The sequence below is a fragment of the Vibrio genomosp. F6 genome, from assembly GCF_005146325.1.
Classification (GTDB): domain Bacteria; phylum Pseudomonadota; class Gammaproteobacteria; order Enterobacterales; family Vibrionaceae; genus Vibrio; species Vibrio cortegadensis.
The window spans coordinates 1-21,475 of sequence record NZ_SYUT01000069.1 but is presented as its reverse complement, the minus strand read 5'-3'; the positions used below and the strand labels follow the sequence as shown (position 1 = coordinate 21,475).

The window sequence follows — 21,475 nt, the reverse complement described above, 5'->3', positions numbered from 1 at the left end:
CGGTAGCGAAAGACATCACGGCGAACGTAGGTGCGCCATCAATAACAAACATCACCGATGATTCAACTGATTCGGACTACTCTACGGTGACCTTACACGGTACAGGTAGTGAACCTGGTAATACAATCGAAGTCTTCGCTAAAGATTCCTCTGGACTTTACGTATCAATCGGCACTGCATTCGTTGTCGTTGGTGACCCGTCTCCAACTTGGACGCTGGACATTTCGTCTGAAAGTGCAATTCCACTAAACGATAACGAGTTCCTGTACGCGAAGGAAAAGGACTCTGACGGCAACACTAGTGAAGCCTCCGATACAGTTCATTACTACCACGGTGATTTCGACCCTGCACTATCTGAAACTACAGATGATTATGTACTTCTTGGTGCCGGTGATGACGAATTCATCGTTAATCAAGATGATGAAAACGATAAGCTCGTAGCCGACGGTGGAGCCGGAACAGATACAGCGAAATTTGACTTTGCGAAAGATGCGCAAGGTGTAACCGTTACGATTAACGCTAACGGTGAAGTTGTGGTTGTTGACCCACAAGGCGATACAAACATCTTTAGAGAGTTCGAGAATTTTAATTTTGATGGCGAAGTCATTACTAAAGATCAAATCCTTCAGCCTGAGGTCACAATCATTGATGCTGATAATATCTTGACTCAGATTGAGCTTGGGCAAAACGTTAATTATACCGTCAAGCTTCCGGTTGGAGCCGCAGTTGGCTCTGTGTTAATTGTAACGATTGAAGGAGTTGCACAAGCACCAATTCAGCTCACACCACAGCACCTAAGTGATGGCAAGTTAGACTTAAGCCTTCCTGGAAGTGACGTGGTTGGAACTGAATTGACGATAGACGCTCAAATCACTTTAGCAAATGGTCAAATCGGAGAATCTGGTTCAGATGACATTGACGTTAATACAGCACCTAGTGCAGTAGATAATGGCTTAAATAGTGTAAATGAAGAGACGATTGTTACTATTGCTAAGTCAGATTTATTAGCAAATGACTCGGATTCAGACAACGATAGCTTCAGTATCACAAATGTTGATAACGCTGTCGGAGGCACGGTTACAATTAGTGGCAATAATGTAGTGTTTACTCCGACAGAGCACTTTAACGGTAAGGCATCATTCAATTACACGATTACGGATGAGCACGGTGATACTGATACAGCAACTGTTGAATTTGTTTATGACGCTGTTAACGATAAGGCGACTATTACTGGTATTGACACTGGTGAGGTCACGGAAGTAGACGGTTCAGTTATTTTAAGTGATACAGGAATACTGATCTCGACGGATGTCGACAACGTAGACAACAGATTCCAAACTAGTGTTATCGATGTAGAACACCCTTCTGAAGGTGCGCCTCACGGCTCATTAACGATGACTGAAGCAGGCGTTTGGACATACAACGTTAATAACAGTCATATCGAATCATTAGCAGTTAATCAGACCCGAATTGAAAGCTTTATTGTTAAATCTGAAGATGGTACTGAACATCAAATTGATGTAAAAATTACTGGTACAAATGACGAGCCAACCGTAAGTGGGGCAGTAACTAGAACAGTTGCTGAAGATAGTATTACTTCTATCGATTTACTGCAAAATGCTTCGGATGTGGACGATGGGCACTCGTTGTCGATTGTCGATGTAGGGTCATTACCAGATGGTGTTTCAGTATCTGGGTCTACTTTAACTATCGATACTAGCCATGCATCTTATCAGCATCTTGACAAAGATGATTCAATGGACGTGACTGTTATATATAAAGTGAAGGATGAACATGGTGCAACGGTTGATCAAAGTGCCGTTATCACTGTTACAGGCACCAATGACGAGCCCATAGCACAGAACTTCAAGCTAACGACGGATAGTGACGGGGAAGCAGAGTTTAAATTTACAGATATTGATTTGAACTTAGTGACTCAAGATTCAGCAGTGTCAGATATTGAGGATGATCATAATGGAACCACGTTGAAGATTGTGATCGATGAAGATCCACTGTTTGGCGACTTTTACATCGCTGGAACTGAGCAGAAAGTTGTTAAAGGTGCAGAAATCAAGGCTGATACCAAATTAGAGTATCGCGCAGCGAACGATGCAAACGACAAGCTAAGCTTTGATGCCGTTGATTATATTAATGATGGAAATAGCGTTGGTAGTTCAGTTAAGGAAATTGTTATTGGTGGCGTGAGTATTTCCGGAGGTGTGTATGCTGGAGATATGGAAAGTGGTGCGACATTAACGAAAGCAAACCTTGGTTATGACTCAAGTGATAAAGACCGTGGGTTTGGTGTTAACTCGGCTGGTGATATAGATAATGAAATAAGTTCGGGTGCGAAAGAGTATCTGCAGATTGAGTTTGCCGAAGGGGTTACAGTAACAAGTGCCGATATTACTTTTGCTAGTATGCATGGGCATTACGATAAAGGTGCAACGCAAAATGCGCAGGTTAATATTTTCCTTTACCGTGATGGGGTACATGTAGAAACGCTAATTCTCGATGCGGATAATGGCGATACGTTATCAAATTCGTTGGCAACGAAGACTATCGAGTTTTCTGATGGTTTTGATGAAATTCGCGTTACAACTACAGCAAACAATAATTCGAACTTTACCGTGAGAGGCGTTGAGGTTAATGAATCAACGATTAGTGAAAGCATTGATTATCATGCGGTTGATTCTGACGGTACAGATAGCAATACAGCACAAATTACGGTTGATGGTACAGCATCAGATGCTAAACCTGATGTAAGTGTTCAGATTGGAGAGCCTACAGTTATTGCTCACGTAGATCCGGTTCTTCATGGGGATAGTCAAGCATATACGAGTTGGGCTAAAACACAGTCTCAATATGGTTCTCAAAGTCATGAGTTCGGTAGTAATAGTGACCATATTGCGCAGGTTGGAAGCTATTATGATTCCAGCTCTCAAAAATGGGTCTATGAGTACACTGACGACGGGGCTAAGATTGGCGTGTACGACAATGACGGTGTGGCATTTGCTGGTAACAGTGGAGCGGATGCAATGCGCGGTACATCACTTAATGATGTTCTGGTTGGTGGTGATGGGATTCTAGGAAATTATGACGGTGATTTAGGGGAGCAGTTAGTTGCTAACGCAGGTAATGACATACTAATAGGTGAAGGTGGAGATGATGCATTGTATGGAGGTTCCGGAACGGATACTGCCGTTTACGCTGGCAATTTCGACGAATATAGAATTTCTGCAGTCAAAACGGTCTCAGGAAATGCCCAATACTTTACAGTTGAAGATAAAATTAGCGGCGCGTCAAGTCGTTCAAATGAAGGGGACGATGATCTATATGATGTTGAGTATCTCCAATTTGCTGATGGAATATTCCACTGGGATGGTGATAGCTGGGAAAATATCGAACAAACGTACCTTGAGTACCCATTAGATATTGACGCATCGGTAGGTGACATCACAAGTGATACTATTCATTCTTTAACGATCGAAGGGTTACCTTCAGGATCCGAAGTTGTAAATAGCAATGGTGACGTTGTTGGCTCACTAAATGGAGATGGTACGTGGTCAGTACCAGTAACCAGTGGTCAGACTGAAATTAATATTGATGGATTATCAGTACGAATCCCTCAAGGAGAGCAACTTTCTATCAATGTTAAAGTTGAAGCAATTGACTCAGGTAACAATGATATTGAGTCGAGTGAGGCATCAGCAACAGCGCCGCATGAGGTGTTTGTAGTTCAAGAAGTAACACCGCCGACCTTGATTTCATTGGTGTTGGACTCATCCGGTAGTATGGACGATTATTCACACAATGGCGTAACAAGAATGAACTTGATGCTTCAAGCATCTGTAGCAATGCTGCAGGACGTGAAGTCACAACCTGGTTCAAACGAAGTTCACGTTCAATTGATCGATTTTGATAATAGAGTATCAGGCGATGATGAAGAGAATATGTCTCCAATTGGCTGGTTTACAGTTGAAGAAGCGATAGCAATACTCACTTCAGCTCAAAGTGGCTCAGTTGAAGTCGGTGGAACCACATATTTTGAAGTGAAAGGCGGTACGGATTACGAGGAAGCGGCATACGCGACCATAAATGGCTACGGCAGCCTGCCAAGTGAAATTGAGCTATCAAACACCAATGACGTTGTTTATTTTATTAGTGATGGTGCAAGTAACGGCGGTTGGGACCGCGATGCTGACAAAGCCTGGAATGATTTTACTAAAGATAAAGATGTAACAGCAGTAGGTGTTGTTAAATCAGTTACCTCTAGCACAAGTATCGATAATTTAGAAAGTATATCTAACAAGGTTGTTTATATTCCTGATAGTGAGCTAATAACGAAATTGCCTCAGCTGGCTCCAGTTATCGGCCAAGCGGGCGATTTGTTAGGTAACATTAGCAATCAAGCCGTAGTTATTGATGTTGATAAGCTTGATGTACTACAAGAAATAGGTGTGGATGGTAGCCAGTCTAATTCATCTCTAGTTGCGACAATTGTTGATGGCGAGTTGAAGCTAGCTACTGACTATGGTGATTTGATCATCAATAGTGATGGGAGTTATGTGTTCCAACATATAGCTACCGCGCCTACGGTTGATAGTGGAAAAGCTTTGGGTCTAGAAATTATGTATACAGTTCGTGATGGAGATGGAAATGAGTCTCAGCAATTATTATCGTTAAACATCAGCGCCGAAGGTGAGGCCAATTTAGCGCAAAGCCATGCACAAGCCGGTTCTACTGCGGATGATCTTTTAGTAGGTACTGATTTCGATGATATTCTTCTTGGTGGGGATGGTGAAGACACTTTAGTTGGTGGTTTAGGCAACGATATTCTAACTGGTGGTGACGATGCAGATATATTCAAATGGGTTGATATTGATTTAGATGGAAGCACAGACCGAATCACTGATTTCAGCATCACGGAAGGAGATAAAGTCGACTTATCAGACCTGTTTACTGACACACCAACTCAACAGCAGGTTGCCGAGTTATTAGATAACATTGAAATCGAAGGTGACGCAGATAACTCTTCGATGGTAGTTGAGACACCAGGTCAGCAAGTGACCATTGAATTTGATGGTTTATCGGCCGCTGACTTAGTTAATAACTTAAGTAACATCTTAGTCATCAAAGACGACTAAGCTATTCATTAAGCCAACAAAAAAACCGAGATTGAAAAATCTCGGTTTTTTATAACAACAACTTAAAGAACTATTCTTTTAGCTTGTCTCTACAACACCTTACAAGCAAAACCTTTCAGGTAGAAACCTTCTGGGTAAGCAGTGTCGGTAAGGTGATCCGCCGCTTGTTCAAAACGCTCTACAAATTTTACACTACGGCCAGCATCTAATGCGGCATCTGCAATGATTTTTTGGAACAGATCTGCTCCCATTAAACCAGAGCAAGAGTAAGTCAGTAAGGTGCCACCTGGGTTTAAAATCTGCATTGCCAACATGTTGATATCTTTATAACCGTTCGCACCAGATGTTAAGTTGTTCTTGCTGGATACAAACTTTGGTGGGTCCATGATAACAACATCAAACTTTGTACCTTGGTCGCGGTATTCACGCAATAGTTTGAATACATCCGCATTCAAGAACACTGCGCGTTTTTTGGAAATATCAAATTCATTGATTTCAGCGTTGTGTTTAGCCGTATCTAATGCCGGTTGAGATACGTCTGCATTGATTACACGTTTTGCTCCGCCTTTAAGTGCGTATAGTCCAAAACCACCGGTGTATGAGAAACAGTTTAAAACGTCTTTGTTTTTAACGTATTTCATTGACTCTTTACGGCTGTCACGCTGATCAAGATAGAAGCCCGTTTTGTGGCCTTCAACAATGTCGACACTGATTTTGATGCCATTCTCTTCAATCACAACAGACTTAGGTGGCTCTTCGCCATGAAGCACACCCACAGTTTGCTCCAACCCCTCTTTTTTACGAACTGCAACATCAGAACGTTCATAAACATTACACTCAGGGAAGCAATGAACTAACGCTTCAACTAGAATCTGTTTATTTAATTCAGCGCCAGCACTGAGCAGTTGGCAAACAAGAAAATCTTGGTATTTATCAATGGTAATGCCCGGCAACCCATCTGATTCCGCGGCAATCAGGCGATAACCAGTAAGGCCGTCACGTTCAATAATCTCTTCACGTAGAAGTTGAGCATTTTGAATTCGTTTGATGAAAAACTCTTTATTGATCTCTTCTTTCTCAAAGCTCCAAACACGAGCTCGAATTTGCGAAGTAGGAGAGTACGCTGCTTTAGCTAGCCATTTGCCGTTCTGCGCAAATACGTCGACAGTTTGACCTGATTGAGGCTCACCTTCCACTTTGTCAATACCACGTGAGAATACCCACGGATGCTTACGTCGAAGTGATTTGTCGCGGCCTTTTGCTAGATAAATTGCAGGAGTCATTGAGATGCTCTATATATTGAATCAAAAAATGGCGTGTATTGTCGGTGATGCGGTTGGGAAAAGCAATGTCTCACCTAAAATAAGAAAAGGGCTACAAATCTTGCAGCCCTTGAGAGGTGTTAAACAGCGAATGTAGAGTTACCTGCTACGCCTTTAAGCCTGTGAGTAATCCTTCCATTTCATCGCTTTGTTTGCGGAGTTGTTCAACATTTTTATTCGATGCAGAAATCATTTCACACACATTGTTTGATTGATTACGAATTTCCTCAACACTTGCCGCAATATTATCAGCAACAACGCCTTGCTCTTCTGCCGCTGTCGCGATTTGAACGCTACTATCAGAAATAGACTGGTTTTTGTCTGCAAGGTGGCCTATCTCTTCATTAACTTCAGCCATTAAGGATTGACCTTCATTTGCATTGTTAACCGTCACTTCCATCAATTGAGTCAAAGATTGGCTGTTGCGCTGCAATGATTCAATCATACTTTGAATTTCGACGGTCGCTTGTTGGGTTCGACCGGCAAGCGCTCTTACTTCATCAGCAACAACCGCAAACCCGCGCCCTTGTTCACCAGCACGAGCAGCTTCGATTGCGGCATTTAACGCAAGTAAATTAGTCTGCTGGGAGATAGCATTAATGGTTGTGACAACTTCGTCAATTTGCGCAGCATTCGCGTCCAATTCTTCAACCGCTTGAGAAGCCGAAGTGATCTCGTTTGATAAATTCGAAATCGACTCAAGAGTCGTACTCACTTTTACCTGGCCGCCTTGGGCAACACTGCGAGCATCTTCTGTTTGTGTGCTGGAATCATGTGCAAGGTTAGCAACTTCACGGATTGTAGAGGCCATCTCTTCGGTCGCACTCGCTAGAGAGTTCAGGTGCTCTTGCTGAGTGTTGGAAACGTCGGAACTTTGTTGTGTTGATAAATTCAAATCAGAGCTAATTTGCTGCATAAGTGCAACAGACTCTTGAATCGAAAGTACCATTTTTTGTTCGCGTTCAGCGACTTTATCAATAGCAATAGCAATAGCGATAGTACTGAATTCGTCTCGTACTAAGAAAAAGTTCATGCGCTCAGTTAAATTACCACTCGCTAGAACACTTAGAGCCTTATTCATCGTAAACATAGCACCACCAATGAAGGTCATGATGTAGTAAACCGCGAGAGCTATTAGAGATAAAGCGACAAAAATAATGACTAAGTGAGTGGTTGAAAGTGAAGCCCACAACGTTAGATTGTGAGATGCGACGATGCTAAACGCCCCGTCCATTACTGACACAGAACCAACACCATTACCAATCTGAATTGTTTCTGAATTACTTAATAAATTGTTTACTTCCGCGCGAGTGAGTTCTCCAGCTTCGATTAAGTTTTTGGTCAGCATTAGTTCATCTTGAGCTTGTTGATTAAGCATAGAGTCTGCGGAACTACTGAGCACGAAAGAGAGAATCACCAGAGCAAGTACCGGTAATAAGAAAAGTAGGTAGAATTTTTCTTGAATTTTAAGGTGTATAAGATATTTATCAATCCAGCGGAATGGAATCTCTTTCATAGTGCTATGCTCTAATTTAAATGGTAAAAACCTACAACAGAAAGTAGGTATAAAGACTCGTGAAATATAGCACTCAATTGACAAAATAGGTGTTTAGATGACTCAAAAATGTGAAAGGTTTATCGTATTTGGTGTGGTTCAAGGCGTAGGTTTTCGATATTACACATCAAGACAAGGGCTGGAATGTAATGTGACTGGGTACGCTAAAAATTTAAATGATGGTAGTGTCGAAGTTATGGTTTGTGGGCAAAGCGATAATATTGAGGTGTTTGCAAAGTGGCTAGCACATGGGCCTAAATCAGCAACCGTTGATTCAATCATCAGAAGTGGTCCACTAGATCGTGAGGAAGAATGCAATATAAAGGGGTTCGAAATACTGTAGAACGGTCTACAGTATTATTTAAAAATCCCGAGAGCTTATCGAAACTTGTTTTATAAGCATTTCGCTGGTTTTGGGAGCCCTGCTAATTTTGTCGCTTGCTTTGCTGGGCCTTGTTTGAACAGTTTAAAAAGATACTTACTGTTGCCTTTTTCAGGACCATGTTCTTTTTCTATCGCTTTAACCAACATACGCACTGCTGGAGATGTTTTAAACTCTTCATAAAACTTTCGAACAAATAGAATAACTTCAAGGTGAGCATCCGTTAGTTCGATGCCTTCTTCTTTAGCTAAATGTGGGATCAAATCTTCGCTCCACTGTGTGTAATCTAACAGATAACCTTGAGCGTCAGTTTCGATAGTTTTGCCGTTGAATTCAAGCATGGTAATTCCACTAATGTTTAACAGGTATTTAAATAGTTATCAGATAGGGTAGCGCAGCCGAGGTCAACTTCTCAAGCACATCTTTCTGCTGATACAAAAAAGCCCAAGGTTTTGGCCTTGGGCTTAGTCATATCAATTAAGTCATTAGTCGTTGTTGGTGATACCAAGAATACTCAACAGGCTAATGAATAGGTTCAGAATATTTAGATACATAGAGATTGTTGCGTTGATGTAGTTTGTCTCTTCACCACGAACAATACGGCTAGTATCAAATAGAATGAAACCAGAGAATACCATTGCAGAGATGCTACTGATTGCAAGTTGAGCCATTGTTGAACCAACAAAGATATTGATCAAACCTGCTGCAATAACAACAATAAGACCAGCAATCAAGAAGCTACGCATGAAAGAGAAATCTTTCTTAGTCGTGATTGTGTATGCAGATAAAGATAAGAAAACTAAACCTGTTAAACCAAGAGCCTGTGCGATTAGGCTAGGGCCGTTTGGAATCGCTGCGTAGTGATTTAGCATTGGACCAAGAGCACCACCCATTAAAGTAGTGAATACGAAGGTCCACACAATACCTGCCGATGAATTTACGGCTTTTGGCATAACAAAAAATAGAATACCGATTGCAGCAACTTGCATTACTAGCGCCATCATTGATGACATTTGCATCGCCATAGTCGCAACGGCAGCAATGGCACTTGTGATTAGCGTCATTGATAGTAGGAAATAAGTATTTTTAAGTACTTTGTTTGTTTCTAATGTGCTCTCTACGCTTGATGAGCGAGATACCATTGGGCTGTTCATAATCTTCCTCGATAGGGTGACTTAATATTTATATGAACAGTTATGGGGCTGAAAGTTCAAAAAATCAAGTCTTTTTAGTGTTGTTCTTAAATAAAATAATAATAAAAATAAAAGGTTAAGTGTTAGCTAAGATGTAACATCATATTTCATCCATTATAAGTCTATGAGCTTATGAGGAAAATAAAAGAGAGGCACTTTACATGCCTCTCTTAAGTTTTACCGCCTGCAACAGGTTTAGTGGTGCAATATTTGACTTAAGAAATTTTGAGTTCGATCAGATTGTGGATTTTCGAAGAAATCGACAGGGTTATTTTCTTCAATAATTTCTCCAGCATCCATGAAGATTACTCGGTCGGCCACCTCTTTCGCGAAACCCATTTCGTGAGTAACACAGAGCATTGTCATACCTTCATCTGCAAGTTCAACCATAACATCCAACACTTCACGAACCATTTCAGGGTCGAGTGCAGAGGTCGGTTCATCAAAAAGCATAACTTGAGGACTCATACAGAGAGAACGAGCAATAGCTACACGTTGTTGCTGACCACCAGAAAGTTGACCAGGGTACTTGTCGGCTTGATCTGGGATCTTAACACGCTCTAAATACTTCATTGCAATTGCTTCTGCTTCTTTTTTAGGCATTTTCTTAACCCAAATAGGCGCAAGGGTGCAATTTTCAAGTACTGTTAAGTGTGGGAATAAATTGAAGTGCTGGAAGCACATCCCAACCTCTTTTCGTACGGCTTCGATATTTTTTAAATCTTCGGTTAATTCATTTCCTGATACAAAAATATGCCCTTTTTGGTGCTCTTCAAGTCGGTTAATACAACGAATCATCGTTGATTTACCAGAGCCAGAAGGGCCACAGATAACGATTTTTTCGCCTTTACGAACCTCAAGATTAATGTTCTTTAGTACATGGAATTCACCATACCACTTGTTCATATCCTTGAGTTCAATCATCAACTCTTGACTATCATTTGTATTCGATTGTTGCTGCGTCATAATACGTCCTTGATCTTTTTAATTATCGTTTGTGGCCGGTGTGAAGTTTGTTTTCAAGCCATATCGAATATCTCGACATGCTAAAACAGAACACCCAGAACACTAACGCGACAAATACATAACTTTCGGTTGAAAACCCTAACCATTCAGGGTCAGTGTTTGCGGCTTGACCAATACCAAGTACATCAAACATACCGATGATGAGTACGAGACTGGTATCTTTAAACAAACCAATAAAGGTATTTACAATAGATGGAATAGTGATTTTAAGCGCCTGTGGGAGAATGATTAACCCCGTTTTTTTCCAGTAGCTTAAACCTAAAGCATCTGCGGCTTCATATTGGCCTTTTGGAATGGCTTGTAGGCCACCACGAATCACTTCCGCCATATAGGCAGCACTAAATAAAACTACCCCGATTAATGCTCGAATCAATTTGTCTGTTTCAGACCCTTCGGACAAAAACAGTGGCAGCATTACTGAAGCCATAAACAGCACCGTAATTAACGGAACACCACGCCACACTTCGATATAGATGGTACACATGCTTCGTATAATAGGCATTTCAGAGCGACGCCCCAGTGCTAAAGCGACACCGATAGGCAAGGAAACGACAATTCCCACTAAAGCAATAATAAGCGTAACCAGTAAGCCACCCCATTTATGGGTTTCAACGACTTCAAGGCCAAACACGCCACCATAAAGTAGACCAGCAACAAAGAATGGGTATAGGTTAACGAAAACTAACCAGATCCAAAGTCGTTTTGGTGTTTTTTCGTAGGCAAGTAAGCCAACGAAAAGAGCTAACGTTGCATAGAAAAGTTGAGGTCGCCACAGTTCAGTTTCTGGGTAAAAACCGAACATGAATTGATCCCAACGAACGCTGATAAACACCCAACATGCGCCATCACTGGTACAAGCATCTCGGGTGCTTCCAAGCCAATCGGCATTGAGAATTGCCCAGTCAAATATTGCCCAAATCAAAGAGAAGCCTAAATAGGCCAAAACAATAGTCACAACTGAGTTAACAGGACCGTTAAAAAGGTTTTTTCTAAGCCAACCTACCGCACCGACAGTGTTTGCAGGTGGTGGAAGGCTTGGTTGAAATTCATGTATGCTCATCTTATCTCTCCACCAAAGCAACTTTGCGGTTATAGATATTCATCAATGCGGATGTCAAAATACTCAATGTGAGATAAACACCCATTGTCATTGCAATGATTTCAATCGCTTGCCCTGTTTGGTTGAGGGTTGTCCCTGCAAAAACCGAAACTAAATCTGGATAACCAATAGCCATCGCAAGAGATGAGTTCTTGGTTAAATTCAAATATTGACTGGTCAATGGTGGAATGATGATCCTCAGAGCTTGAGGAATAACAACCAACTTTAAGGTTCTTGCTCGAGGTAAACCTAAAGACATGGCCGCTTCAGTTTGTCCATGGCTAACGGCGTTAATCCCTGATCGTACAATTTCGGCAATAAACGAAGCGGTATAGATACTTAGTGCGAGCATTAAGGCCGCAAGTTCAGGAATAATGCTGATACCACCACGGAAATTGAACCCTTTTAATTCAGGGTATTCAGCCGTGATAGGTTGTCCCATAACAAAAAATATGATCGTCGGAATGACAATACATAAACCAAAAGCGATTCGTAATAAAGGCGTTTGTTGACCGGTGAGTTTTTGCTTGTTTTTGGCCCAAATACTAATGAACAATGTCGCAATGATACCAGCGATAAAAGCAGCGATTACAAAAGCACTACCTTGTTCAAATATTGGGGCGGGGAAATATAAGCCACGAACATTGAGGAAGATTGCTTCCCCTAAACTCATACTTTGACGAGCAGATGGCAGCGCTTGAAGTACAGCAAAGTACCAAAAGAATATTTGCAGCAGTAGAGGTATATTACGGAAAACTTCAATATAGATGGCTGCGAAACGGCTAACTAGCCAGTTATTCGATAACCGGGCAATCCCGACAGTAAAACCGATGGCTGTGGCAAGGATAATACCAAGAACAGAAACTAAAGCCGTGTTCAAAAGACCGACAACAAATGTTCTTCCGTAAGAGAATGTTTCATCGTACTCAACAAGTGTTAAGCCAATACCAAATCCAGCTTCTTCAGATAAGAAACCAAAGCCAGTCGCGATACCTCTAGCATCAAGATTGGTTAAAGCATTATTTACAATGGTGTATCCAAAAAAAAGCAGTGCAGCAACCGCAAGTATTTGGAAGATAACTGAGCGAAAGGTGGGGTTATAAAATAGGTTTGCACTCTTAGCAGTTGGTTTTGCCTGCATACTTGGTACATTATTATTAGGTTTCATACAACATTAACCTCAAATCCATTTAGGAAAGGGCGGCATTCCACCGCCCTTCAATAACATATCCAAACTGAATTAGCGGATAGGTGGAGCGTACATGAAGCCACCAGCATTCCATAGGGCGTTTACGCCACGTGAAATAGCTAGAGGAGAACCTGTACCAACGGTGCGTTCAAAGCTTTCACCATAGTTACCCACTTGTTTGATTACTTGGTAGCCCCAATCATCACGAATGCCAAGACCTTTACCTTTAGGACCATCAACACCAAGAATACGTTTGATGTTTGGATCTTTAGATTTCAGCATTTGATCTGCGTTTTTAGACGAAATACCATACTCTTCGGCATTAATCATTGCAGAGAGTGTCCATTTTGCCACGTTAAACCATTTGTCATCATCTTGACGAACAACCGGTCCAAGAGGCTCTTTAGAGATGATTTCAGGTAAAACTTGCGCTGAACTTGGATCTTTAAGGTTCAAGCGAAGGGCGTAAAGACCTGATTGGTCTGTCGTAAGTACATCACAACGACCTGCATCAAAACCTTTAGATGTTTGCGCGGCAGTATCAAATACAACCGGTTTGTATGACATTCCGCTGTTACGGAAATAATCGGCTAGGTTAAGTTCTGTAGTGGTACCAGATTGAACACATACAGAAGCACCATCCAGTTCTTTAGCACTGGTTAAGCCAAGATCTTTTTTGACCATGAAACCTTGACCATCGTAGTAGTTTACGCCAACGAAGTTTAAACCAAGAGCCGTATCACGGTGAAGAGTCCATGTGGTGTTACGCGACAATACATCGATTTCACCAGACTGGAGAGCGGTGAAACGTTCTTTTGCCGTTAAAGGAACATACTTAACTTTTGTTTTATCGCCAAGAACAGCAGCTGCCAGTGCTTGACAATATTCGACATCGATTCCTTCCCATTCACCTTTTGAGTTTGGGTTAGAGAACCCTGGAAGACCAGTACTTACGCCACAAGTTAGATAACCTTGTGATTTGACTTTTTCCAGAGTGCTATCTGCTGCTGATGCTGATGTTGCCATCATGGCAGAAGAAGCAGCGACGACTGTAGCAAGAAGAGTGAGTTTATTTGTCATTTGTATCCATCCTGTATGATCCATGTTAAACCAGGTAATACCTGATACAACTTACTTATCATGATTACGTTATATCCTTTATGATTGATTTCGGCTTTTTGAGCGCGATTAAAAATCAATCACTTATAAGCGTAGGTAAGGATTTATGTTTTCTCAAACATTTAATTTAAAAAGATTTTTGAGAGAAATCACAAAACCGAACAGATGTTAGGATGACGAAATGTTAACTGAATGTAAATAGTGCAACTGAGCACTCCATTAGTGCGTTAGAATAATTGCGTTCATATTGATTGTTTCAATGGTGTTACTGGTTAATTGACAGTCGTATTCTAGTGAGACAATCTAGGAACTATTGAAAATTTAGTCTTAAATAGTTTATTAAGAGATAATGGGCTGCTTAGAATGCACTGTTTTTGGTAGCATAAGTGAATAGTTATTTACAAAGCTTAGGAGTAGCAATGCGATATTTTCCACTGTTTTTGGATGTGGTTGATAAACCTGTTTTGGTTGTGGGTGGAGGAGAGGTTGCATGCAGAAAAGTTGATTCACTGTTGAGGGCAGGGGCATCGGTTACTGTCGTATCACCCAAGTTAGAGCCTTACTTGAGGTCCCTTGTGGATGCAGAGCGTTGTTCATGGATTCAAAATTTTTATTCCAGTGAAATTATGACCAAGCAGTATATACAAGTATGGGCAACAACCGATAATCCATCCTTAAATCATCAGGTTCATAAAGATGCAAAAAAAATGGGTATTCTTGTAAACGTGGTTGACGATTTACCCTTCTGTGATTTCATTACTCCGTCTATGGTGAACCGTGGGCGAATCCAAATTGCGATATCGAGTGGTGGCGCTTCTCCTATTTTAGTGAGAAACATTCGTGAAAAATTAGAATCAGTACTGCCACAGAATTTATCTCTACTCGCAGAATTTGGCGCATCAAAACGTAATTCTATTAAGAAAGAGTTTCCTAGTGTCACAGAAAGACGAAAATTCTGGGAATCGTTCTTGTCTGACTCTCGCGTTGAATCATCAGTGAGCAGAGAACAGCTAGAATCACTATACCAAATCGCGATTAAACAAGAATTAGACAGCGCAGGTAGCTGCACATGGATAGAGTTTGGTGATGATGTAGAGCTTTTGACGATCAAGGCATTGCGACTAATGCAACAAGCGGAACTGATTCTATACCCTAAAGCGTGTCCCTATGATTTTATTGATTTATCACGGAGAGATGCTGAACGCGAGCAATATGCAACTGCTGCTGATTTGTCCGAGAGAATAGCCAAAGCGAAACAAGACAACTTGCGAATCTGCGTTTTTGTACCGAAGAAGAACGAGTGTTCATTGCTAATTGGAAGTGATAGCTTGCTCTCTTTGGGCCGATGTTGACCGTAAACCAGTTTTGAAGTCACTTTTACTTAAGTGTTGCTCACGTGGAATAGAAAAACAAAGAGGGAGGCACAATCAAGTGCCTCCCTCTTTGTTTATAACCAGTACCAAGCTCTTTTTCTAAAGGCTAGGTGCCAACTTATTGCAAACCACTATTACAGAAGTAATTAGTCGCGGAAGTTGTCAAATTGGAACGGTTGACCGAAATCACCACCGCGAACCAATGCCATAACTTCTTGTAGATCGTCACGTTTTTTACCTGTTACGCGCATCTTCTCGCCTTGAATAGCAACTTGAACTTTGATTTTTGCATCTTTTACGGCTTTGATGATCTTTTTCGCGATATCAGTTTCAACACCTTGTTTGAAAATGACATCTTGGTGCCAGTTTTTGCCCGTTTGATCCGCTTTTTTTGCTTCCATCGCTTTAGCATCCACACCGCGTTTAGTTAGGTTGCTGCGTAGAATGTCGCGCATCTGCTTAAGTTGGAAGTCATCTTGCGAAGAAAGGGTAACAACGTCGCTTTTGTATTCGAATGACGCCTCAACATTTCTAAAATCAAAACGAGTAGCAAGTTCACGGTTTGCGTTATCAACAGCGTTACGAAGTTCTGTGCTTTCAACTTCAGAAATAATATCAAAAGAAGGCATAAAAATTATCCTCAGTTTTATTTACGGGTTTTAATTGCAGTAGATAGCATATCAAGCATTTGAACAGTGTCATTCCAACCAATACAAGGGTCGGTAATTGATTTGCCATATTCAAGATTGTTGATATCGGTCATTGGTTGATTGCCTTCTTCAATAAAGCTTTCAGCCATGATCCCTGCAACAAAAGTGCTTCCAGATGTGATTTGATCACAAATATCTTGTGTTACTTCGAGTTGTTTACGGTGCTGTTTTTCACAGTTTGCGTGGCTAAAGTCAACAATTAGACGCGCAGGTAAATCAAACTCTGCAAGCTTGTTGCATGCGGCTTCAACCGATTGAGCATCGAAATTCGGCCCAGTGTCACCACCGCGAAGAATAATGTGCCCATACGGGTTACCACTGGTGCGATAAACCGTCATGCGGCCATTCTTATCTGGAGAGTAGAAGTAGTGAGATGCATGCGACGCGCGAATAGCGTCAATGGCAATTTTTACGTTGCCGTTGGTGCCATTTTTAAAACCAACAGGACAAGATAGCGCAGATGCCATCTCACGGTGGATTTGCGATTCAGTTGTACGTGCACCAATAGCACCCCAAGTGATTAAATCAGCAATGTATTGGCCTGTGATCATGTCAAGGAATTCAGTCGCTGTCGCAAGCCCTAGCGTATTAATATCAAGTAAGAGTTTACGTGCTTTGTGCAGCCCAGCTTCCAGTGCATAAGAACCATCTAGGTTTGGATCAGTAATTAGACCTTTCCAACCTACCACCGTGCGTGGTTTTTCAAAGTAGGTTCTCATGACGATAAAGAGCTCTTTTGAATATTGTTCTTGGATAGAACTTAGACGTTGAGCATAGTCTAGAGCGGCATCGGTATCGTGAACAGAGCATGGTCCAACAATGACCAAAAGTCGATTATCTCGACCAGTAAGAATGTCTTCAATTTGTCTGCGAGACTGAGCAATACGTTCAGCAACATCGTCAGTGATAGGGTAAGCACTTCCAAGCTCGGCTGGAGTCGGCATAGGCCCAAGTGCTTGGGTTCTCAATTCATCAGTTTTTAATGGCATGTGATTGCTTGTCTTTTATTGCGAAGCGGTAAAGATAACGGAATTATTCTTAGGAATAAACTCTTTAGAGGCAATCTTATTGGTCATTCGTGGATTAATCGGTGCTTTATTGTTGAGTTAGAGCTAAATCATGGTGTTTTGCTTGAATTCACTTGGCGCTATCGGTATTTTCCTTCAGGTAATAAATCAAATATCGGAGCCATAATGAAGCAAGTCGATCAAGGTACTACTCATCCAGAATTTAAACTTGGGGATGTGTTGCCTTCATACGCAGACAGCCAAGATTCGGACTACTTATATGTTTCTCTATCAGAGCTAATGATGGAGAAGGTTTTTTATCACCCATCGATTGCTCAGGTTAAAGGTGATTTAACGGATATAGAAGTTGGCGCTCTTGATGCGATTTTGTTTGGGATGAGTGTTGACGAGCATTTTGTGGAGACCTTGTCATCTGAGATCTTAATGGCTAAAACAGACAAACATGACGTAGTGAAAGTCTGTTTAAGCAGCAATGATAGCTACGCATTTCGATCACTACTTGGTGGACAAGTGGAAGAAGATGAAATCAACCCTTCACTTGGCCTAAGAGGCGTGTCTCGTTTTGTCTCTGATGCGTATTCACATGCATTTTCATTAGAGTGCAACGTGATTAAATCTCTCGTTGAGAAAGGGATGAATGTTGATGTTGTCATTCCATTTGTCCGCACTCTTGATGAAGCGCAACAGATCATAGAACAGCTGAAAAGCTTAGATATTTCGAGTCAGAACGAGGCAATAAACCTCTGTTTTTCGTGCGATGTTCCGTCTTCGGTAATGCTTGCTCCTCGGTTATTAGAGTTATTTTATGGTGTCGTAGTGAATGTTGAACATTTGACTCAATTTACCTTGGGTGTAGATAAAGCCAATGAGACGAATGAACATCTGTTTGATCCACAGAATGATGCGGTGTTAGATATGTTGTCATTGGTAATTGAGGCGGCCCAAAAGGTTGGCAAACCAGTGCAAGTTGTAACGCAAGCATTATCAGAGTATCCCGAGCTTCAAAGGCATCTACTCAAATATCAAGGCTTGAATGTTGTGGTGACAATGTAACGTTTTGGCTAATGCCTAGTTCGTAATGGTAGTTTATAGACTCTTAGAACGATGAATCAATGGGCTATCACTACCATCAAGTTTAAAAAGCGAAGGAGATATGAACTGCTGTTTATATCTCCTTTTTTTAACATTTCTTTGACAATATCGTTTTTCTTCGCTTAACTGGTCTGACAACTTATTCTAATAGTGAGTCGATATGTTATCCCCGTTGCAAAAAGCGAATATGTACTTAAACCTCTTTGGTTTCTTTAAAGTGCCAATGATTTGGTTATGCCACCCGAAACTATTGGTTCTGAATGAACGCAGTGTCGAAGTAAGGATCCCATTAAAGCGACGGACTAAAAATCATCTTAGTAGTATGTATTTTGGTGTGTTGGCCGTTGGTGCTGACGTGGCTGGCGGGTTCCTCGCAATGGAGAAAGCCCAGCAGCGAGGAGAAAAAATCTCTCTTGCTTTCAAAGGGGTTGAAGCGAAATTTTTAAAGCGCCCAGAAGCTGATGTTCACTTTTATTGTGAGGATGGAGATTTAATTGATCAAATGCTAGATGAAACCATAGGTAGCGGAGAGAGGGTAAACCAAGATGTAAAAATCACTGCCACTTGTCCAAGTTTGCATGGTGATGAACCCATGGCAGAATTTTTATTGACCCTCTCTTTGAAGAAAGTGTCCAGTTAGCTCAAAACTAGCGAGCTAAGAAAATAACAAGCTCAAAGAAAGCGCTTAGTTTACAAAGCACAAAGCATTTAGTTTACAAAGTACTTAGTTTACAAAGCACTTAGCTTACTTTGACTTGTTCAATATCGACGATTTTTGAGCGATTCATGATGATTTTCCAGCGATAATAATTCGGTTCACCATCATGGTTGTTCTCTTTAATGATTAAGTTGAGCAAGTGTCTTTTTTCGACGGACTCTTTACTGACTTGACCTTCATTGAGTTGATAGATTTTGTTTGAACCCTTATCCATGAGTCGAGTTAACTCTCTAAGACTGACTTGGATCGTTTCGCGTGTTTCTTCGTAACCACTCATAAATCTTGACGTCGACATCTCTGTCTGTGAACGATAATGCAATATCTGCTCTTCACGTTGAACGACACGTTTTCTTCTGATCTGCTGGATACGGTCTGCCAATTTTGAAAAGCTGGTGTAATCAAGCCACTCTAGCTTCTGTCCTACCGCTTTGTTTGTTGTTGGGTCGAAGTATCGGCGTTTCCATTTAGGCTTGCCTTTACGCATCCAGCGCCAAAGAATATCACGCAAATCATCTTTGAATATTTCACGTAACGCATAGATAAACGACATCGCAACGATGAACGATGCGGTGATTTCACCGAGGAAGTCTCGCGCAACGATGGCGATGGTGGTAACAAAAACCATCACCAAACCTGTCGCCACACCTTTCACCGCACGTTTAACATTCTTACCCATAGAGATGGTTTTTTCTTTTAAGATGATTGGGTGTTCTATCAACCTGCGCAATAGACGCATTTTATTACTTAATCGCGTCACATCTTCACGAACTTTTTTCGAGTTGTAATCGTTTAATTTACGGTGAACGGTCTCTTTTTCGCATAGCACAATGAGACGTTCCTTGATAGTTGAGTACTCATTACCCCTAGGCATATGAGCGACTAAGGAGAGAAAGCGTTGTTCTGTATACCAAGAAAGGTAGTTATCGACATTGGCATAATAACGTTTCAAATTCTCTTCAAATGGAATACCACGGCGTAAACGTTTTAATATGTCTAAAGCAAGTTCGATTACTTCATCTACTTCTTCAGCCGAGACATCTTCTCGTTCGGTTTTGTTTAAGCTATTTACCGCCTTATCGAGGGCAATCACATATTGATAGGCGAATAAGCTCAAGCTGACACGGTACTGAGTGGTAGATAAGCGCCCACGTTTTGCAAGTCGGCTATGAACAAGCGGCAACAGCGTTTTATCACTATAGTAGGCGCGTTTCTGAGTCATGGCATTGAAGTAAAAGCCACTCTCAGACAGAACTTCAGGAGTTAAACCCAATTCACCAGGGACAAAAAGATACATATCCATGTCTAATTTTTTAGTTTTAGCCATCGCATGGTTAATTTTGAGAGTAATAGCGTCATGTTTGTCGACGGTGATCAACGATAACTCCTTACAGATATGAAATTTATGAGTGAAACTAGCGAAAGGATACCAGAGATCACGTATAATCACCGCAAATTTGAAAAGAGACAATTTTGATGATTAATGTTGGTCAAATAAACAGCTTAAAAGTGGTAAAACTGGCAGATTTTGGGGTTTTCCTGGATGCTGACGATTACGGAACGGTATTACTGCCTAAAAAGTTTGCTCCTGAAAATGTTGAAATTGGTCACATGCTTGACGTATTTCTGTTCATTGATTCTGATAGCCAGTTGGCTGCGACTACAGAAACACCTATCGCGCAGGTTGGTCAATGGGGATTAATGACGGTCGAAGGCGTAAACAGCACGGGCGCATTTGTTAGTTGGGGTGTGAAAAGTAAAGATCTTCTGATCCCATTCAGTGAGCAGCGTGGGCCGTTACGCGAAGGCCAAACTATTTTGGTTTATGTGTATATTGATAAAGCATCAAGCCGTATTGTTGGTACAACAAAGTTTAACAAGTGGTTGGATAATACGCCTGCTAGCTATGAACGTAATCAGCAAGTTGATTTATTAGTCGCTGAGCGCAGTGAGCTTGGCTACAAGATGATTATTAATGGCGAACACTGGGGAATGATCTTCCCTTCAGAAGTGATCGGTAAGTTGTTTATTGGTAAAAAACTGAAAGGCTACATCAAAGATGTGCGTGAAGATGGCAAGATCGATCTTTCTTTGCAGAAAATTGGTGTTGCTAAGATGGACGACTTGAGCTTAAAAGTTTTAGATTTACTAGCGAAACGCGATGGGTTTTTACCATTGAATGATAAATCATCACCAGATGCGATTTTCTCTGCGTTTAGAACAAGTAAAGGTACGTTTAAAAAGACAATTGGCGGTCTTTACAAGCAGGGTAAAATTACCATTGATAAAGACGGTATTAGACTCGTAGATAACGAAGAGTAGTGGTAAGCCACTATAACTTCTGCTTTTGATGTTCAATTAACGCAGCTGATGAACTTGTTTTCTCGGTTATAAAAAAAGACCCAAAACTGATCCCGTTTTGGGTCTAGGGGAAGCAGCTCATGTTGATCGAGCCTGCGTTAATTATGTCTTTAAAGCATGTTACTTGTGACAATTTACTTTAAAATATCTGTATCTGTATCTGT

The 21,475-nt window shown here is 41.2% G+C and carries 17 protein-coding genes; 6 read left to right on the top strand and 11 right to left on the bottom strand.

Going from position 1 to position 21,475, the window contains the following annotated elements; genetic code table 11:
• Positions 1-5,147 (top strand): Ig-like domain-containing protein (locus FCV43_RS18570; RefSeq protein WP_136996004.1); only part of this gene is annotated, 5,147 nt, incomplete at its 5' end.
• Between the two features lie 89 nt (positions 5,148-5,236).
• Here FCV43_RS18570 and FCV43_RS18565 read toward each other — a convergent pair.
• Positions 5,237-6,430 carry a class I SAM-dependent methyltransferase gene (locus tag FCV43_RS18565; RefSeq protein WP_136996003.1) on the bottom strand — a complete coding sequence of 398 codons (1,194 nt, stop codon included), beginning with the start codon at positions 6,428-6,430 and terminating at the stop codon, positions 5,237-5,239.
• A 145-nt stretch (positions 6,431-6,575) separates the two neighbouring features.
• Positions 6,576-7,985 (bottom strand): methyl-accepting chemotaxis protein, encoded by a 1,410-nt coding sequence (locus tag FCV43_RS18560; protein WP_136996002.1) that lies wholly within the window; start codon positions 7,983-7,985, stop codon positions 6,576-6,578.
• A 97-nt stretch (positions 7,986-8,082) separates the two neighbouring features.
• Here FCV43_RS18560 and yccX point away from each other — a divergent pair, with 97 nt between their 5' ends.
• Complete coding sequence (gene yccX, locus FCV43_RS18555) at positions 8,083-8,367, top strand: acylphosphatase (RefSeq protein ID WP_136996001.1); 285 nt, start codon at positions 8,083-8,085, stop codon at positions 8,365-8,367.
• Between the two features lie 50 nt (positions 8,368-8,417).
• On the opposite strand, the gene FCV43_RS18550 is transcribed toward yccX, so the two are convergent.
• The 6 genes from FCV43_RS18550 to FCV43_RS18525 all read right to left on the bottom strand — a co-directional run bounded on the left by FCV43_RS18550 (position 8,418) and on the right by FCV43_RS18525 (position 13,993).
• Positions 8,418-8,747: a TusE/DsrC/DsvC family sulfur relay protein gene (locus tag FCV43_RS18550; protein WP_017053325.1), complete on the bottom strand. Its 330-nt coding sequence runs from the start codon at positions 8,745-8,747 to the stop codon at positions 8,418-8,420.
• Positions 8,748-8,891: 144 nt separating this feature from the next.
• A complete protein-coding gene (locus FCV43_RS18545) occupies positions 8,892-9,560 on the bottom strand; it encodes a Bax inhibitor-1/YccA family protein (protein ID WP_017053326.1) in 669 nt (222 codons plus the stop codon).
• 234 nt (positions 9,561-9,794) lie between these two features.
• Positions 9,795-10,565 carry an amino acid ABC transporter ATP-binding protein gene (locus FCV43_RS18540; protein ID WP_017053327.1) on the bottom strand — a complete coding sequence of 257 codons (771 nt, stop codon included), beginning with the start codon at positions 10,563-10,565 and terminating at the stop codon, positions 9,795-9,797.
• 22 nt (positions 10,566-10,587) lie between these two features.
• Positions 10,588-11,685 (bottom strand): amino acid ABC transporter permease, encoded by a 1,098-nt coding sequence (locus tag FCV43_RS18535; protein WP_017053328.1) that lies wholly within the window; start codon positions 11,683-11,685, stop codon positions 10,588-10,590.
• Position 11,686: 1 nt separating this feature from the next.
• Positions 11,687-12,892 (bottom strand): amino acid ABC transporter permease, encoded by a 1,206-nt coding sequence (locus FCV43_RS18530; RefSeq protein WP_136996000.1) that lies wholly within the window; start codon positions 12,890-12,892, stop codon positions 11,687-11,689.
• Between the two features lie 72 nt (positions 12,893-12,964).
• Entirely contained in the window at positions 12,965-13,993 is a 1,029-nt protein-coding gene (locus FCV43_RS18525) for an amino acid ABC transporter substrate-binding protein (protein ID WP_017053330.1), read from the bottom strand.
• Between the two features lie 458 nt (positions 13,994-14,451).
• Between FCV43_RS18525 and FCV43_RS18520 the strand changes: the two genes are divergently transcribed.
• A complete protein-coding gene (locus FCV43_RS18520) occupies positions 14,452-15,384 on the top strand; it encodes a precorrin-2 dehydrogenase/sirohydrochlorin ferrochelatase family protein (RefSeq protein WP_136995999.1) in 933 nt (310 codons plus the stop codon).
• 167 nt (positions 15,385-15,551) lie between these two features.
• Here FCV43_RS18520 and FCV43_RS18515 read toward each other — a convergent pair whose 3' ends face one another.
• A complete protein-coding gene (locus tag FCV43_RS18515; protein ID WP_136995998.1) occupies positions 15,552-16,034 on the bottom strand; it encodes a YajQ family cyclic di-GMP-binding protein in 483 nt (160 codons plus the stop codon).
• Between the two features lie 17 nt (positions 16,035-16,051).
• Entirely contained in the window at positions 16,052-17,104 is a 1,053-nt protein-coding gene (locus FCV43_RS18510; RefSeq protein ID WP_113796633.1) for a 3-deoxy-7-phosphoheptulonate synthase, read from the bottom strand.
• A 204-nt stretch (positions 17,105-17,308) separates the two neighbouring features.
• Here FCV43_RS18510 and FCV43_RS18505 point away from each other — a divergent pair, with 204 nt between their 5' ends.
• Positions 17,309-18,196, top strand: coding sequence for a putative PEP-binding protein (locus FCV43_RS18505; RefSeq protein WP_136995997.1), 888 nt, complete (start codon positions 17,309-17,311; stop codon positions 18,194-18,196).
• Between the two features lie 199 nt (positions 18,197-18,395).
• Positions 18,396-18,875: a PaaI family thioesterase gene (locus tag FCV43_RS18500; RefSeq protein WP_113796637.1), complete on the top strand. Its 480-nt coding sequence runs from the start codon at positions 18,396-18,398 to the stop codon at positions 18,873-18,875.
• 100 nt (positions 18,876-18,975) lie between these two features.
• On the opposite strand, the gene FCV43_RS18495 is transcribed toward FCV43_RS18500, so the two are convergent.
• Positions 18,976-20,328 carry a hypothetical protein gene (locus FCV43_RS18495; protein WP_136995996.1) on the bottom strand — a complete coding sequence of 451 codons (1,353 nt, stop codon included), beginning with the start codon at positions 20,326-20,328 and terminating at the stop codon, positions 18,976-18,978.
• A gap of 98 nt (positions 20,329-20,426) precedes the next feature.
• On the opposite strand from FCV43_RS18495, the gene FCV43_RS18490 reads away from it, so the two are divergent.
• Complete coding sequence (locus FCV43_RS18490; protein ID WP_136996005.1) at positions 20,427-21,272, top strand: CvfB family protein; 846 nt, start codon at positions 20,427-20,429, stop codon at positions 21,270-21,272.
• The last annotated feature ends 203 nt before the right edge of the window (positions 21,273-21,475 follow it).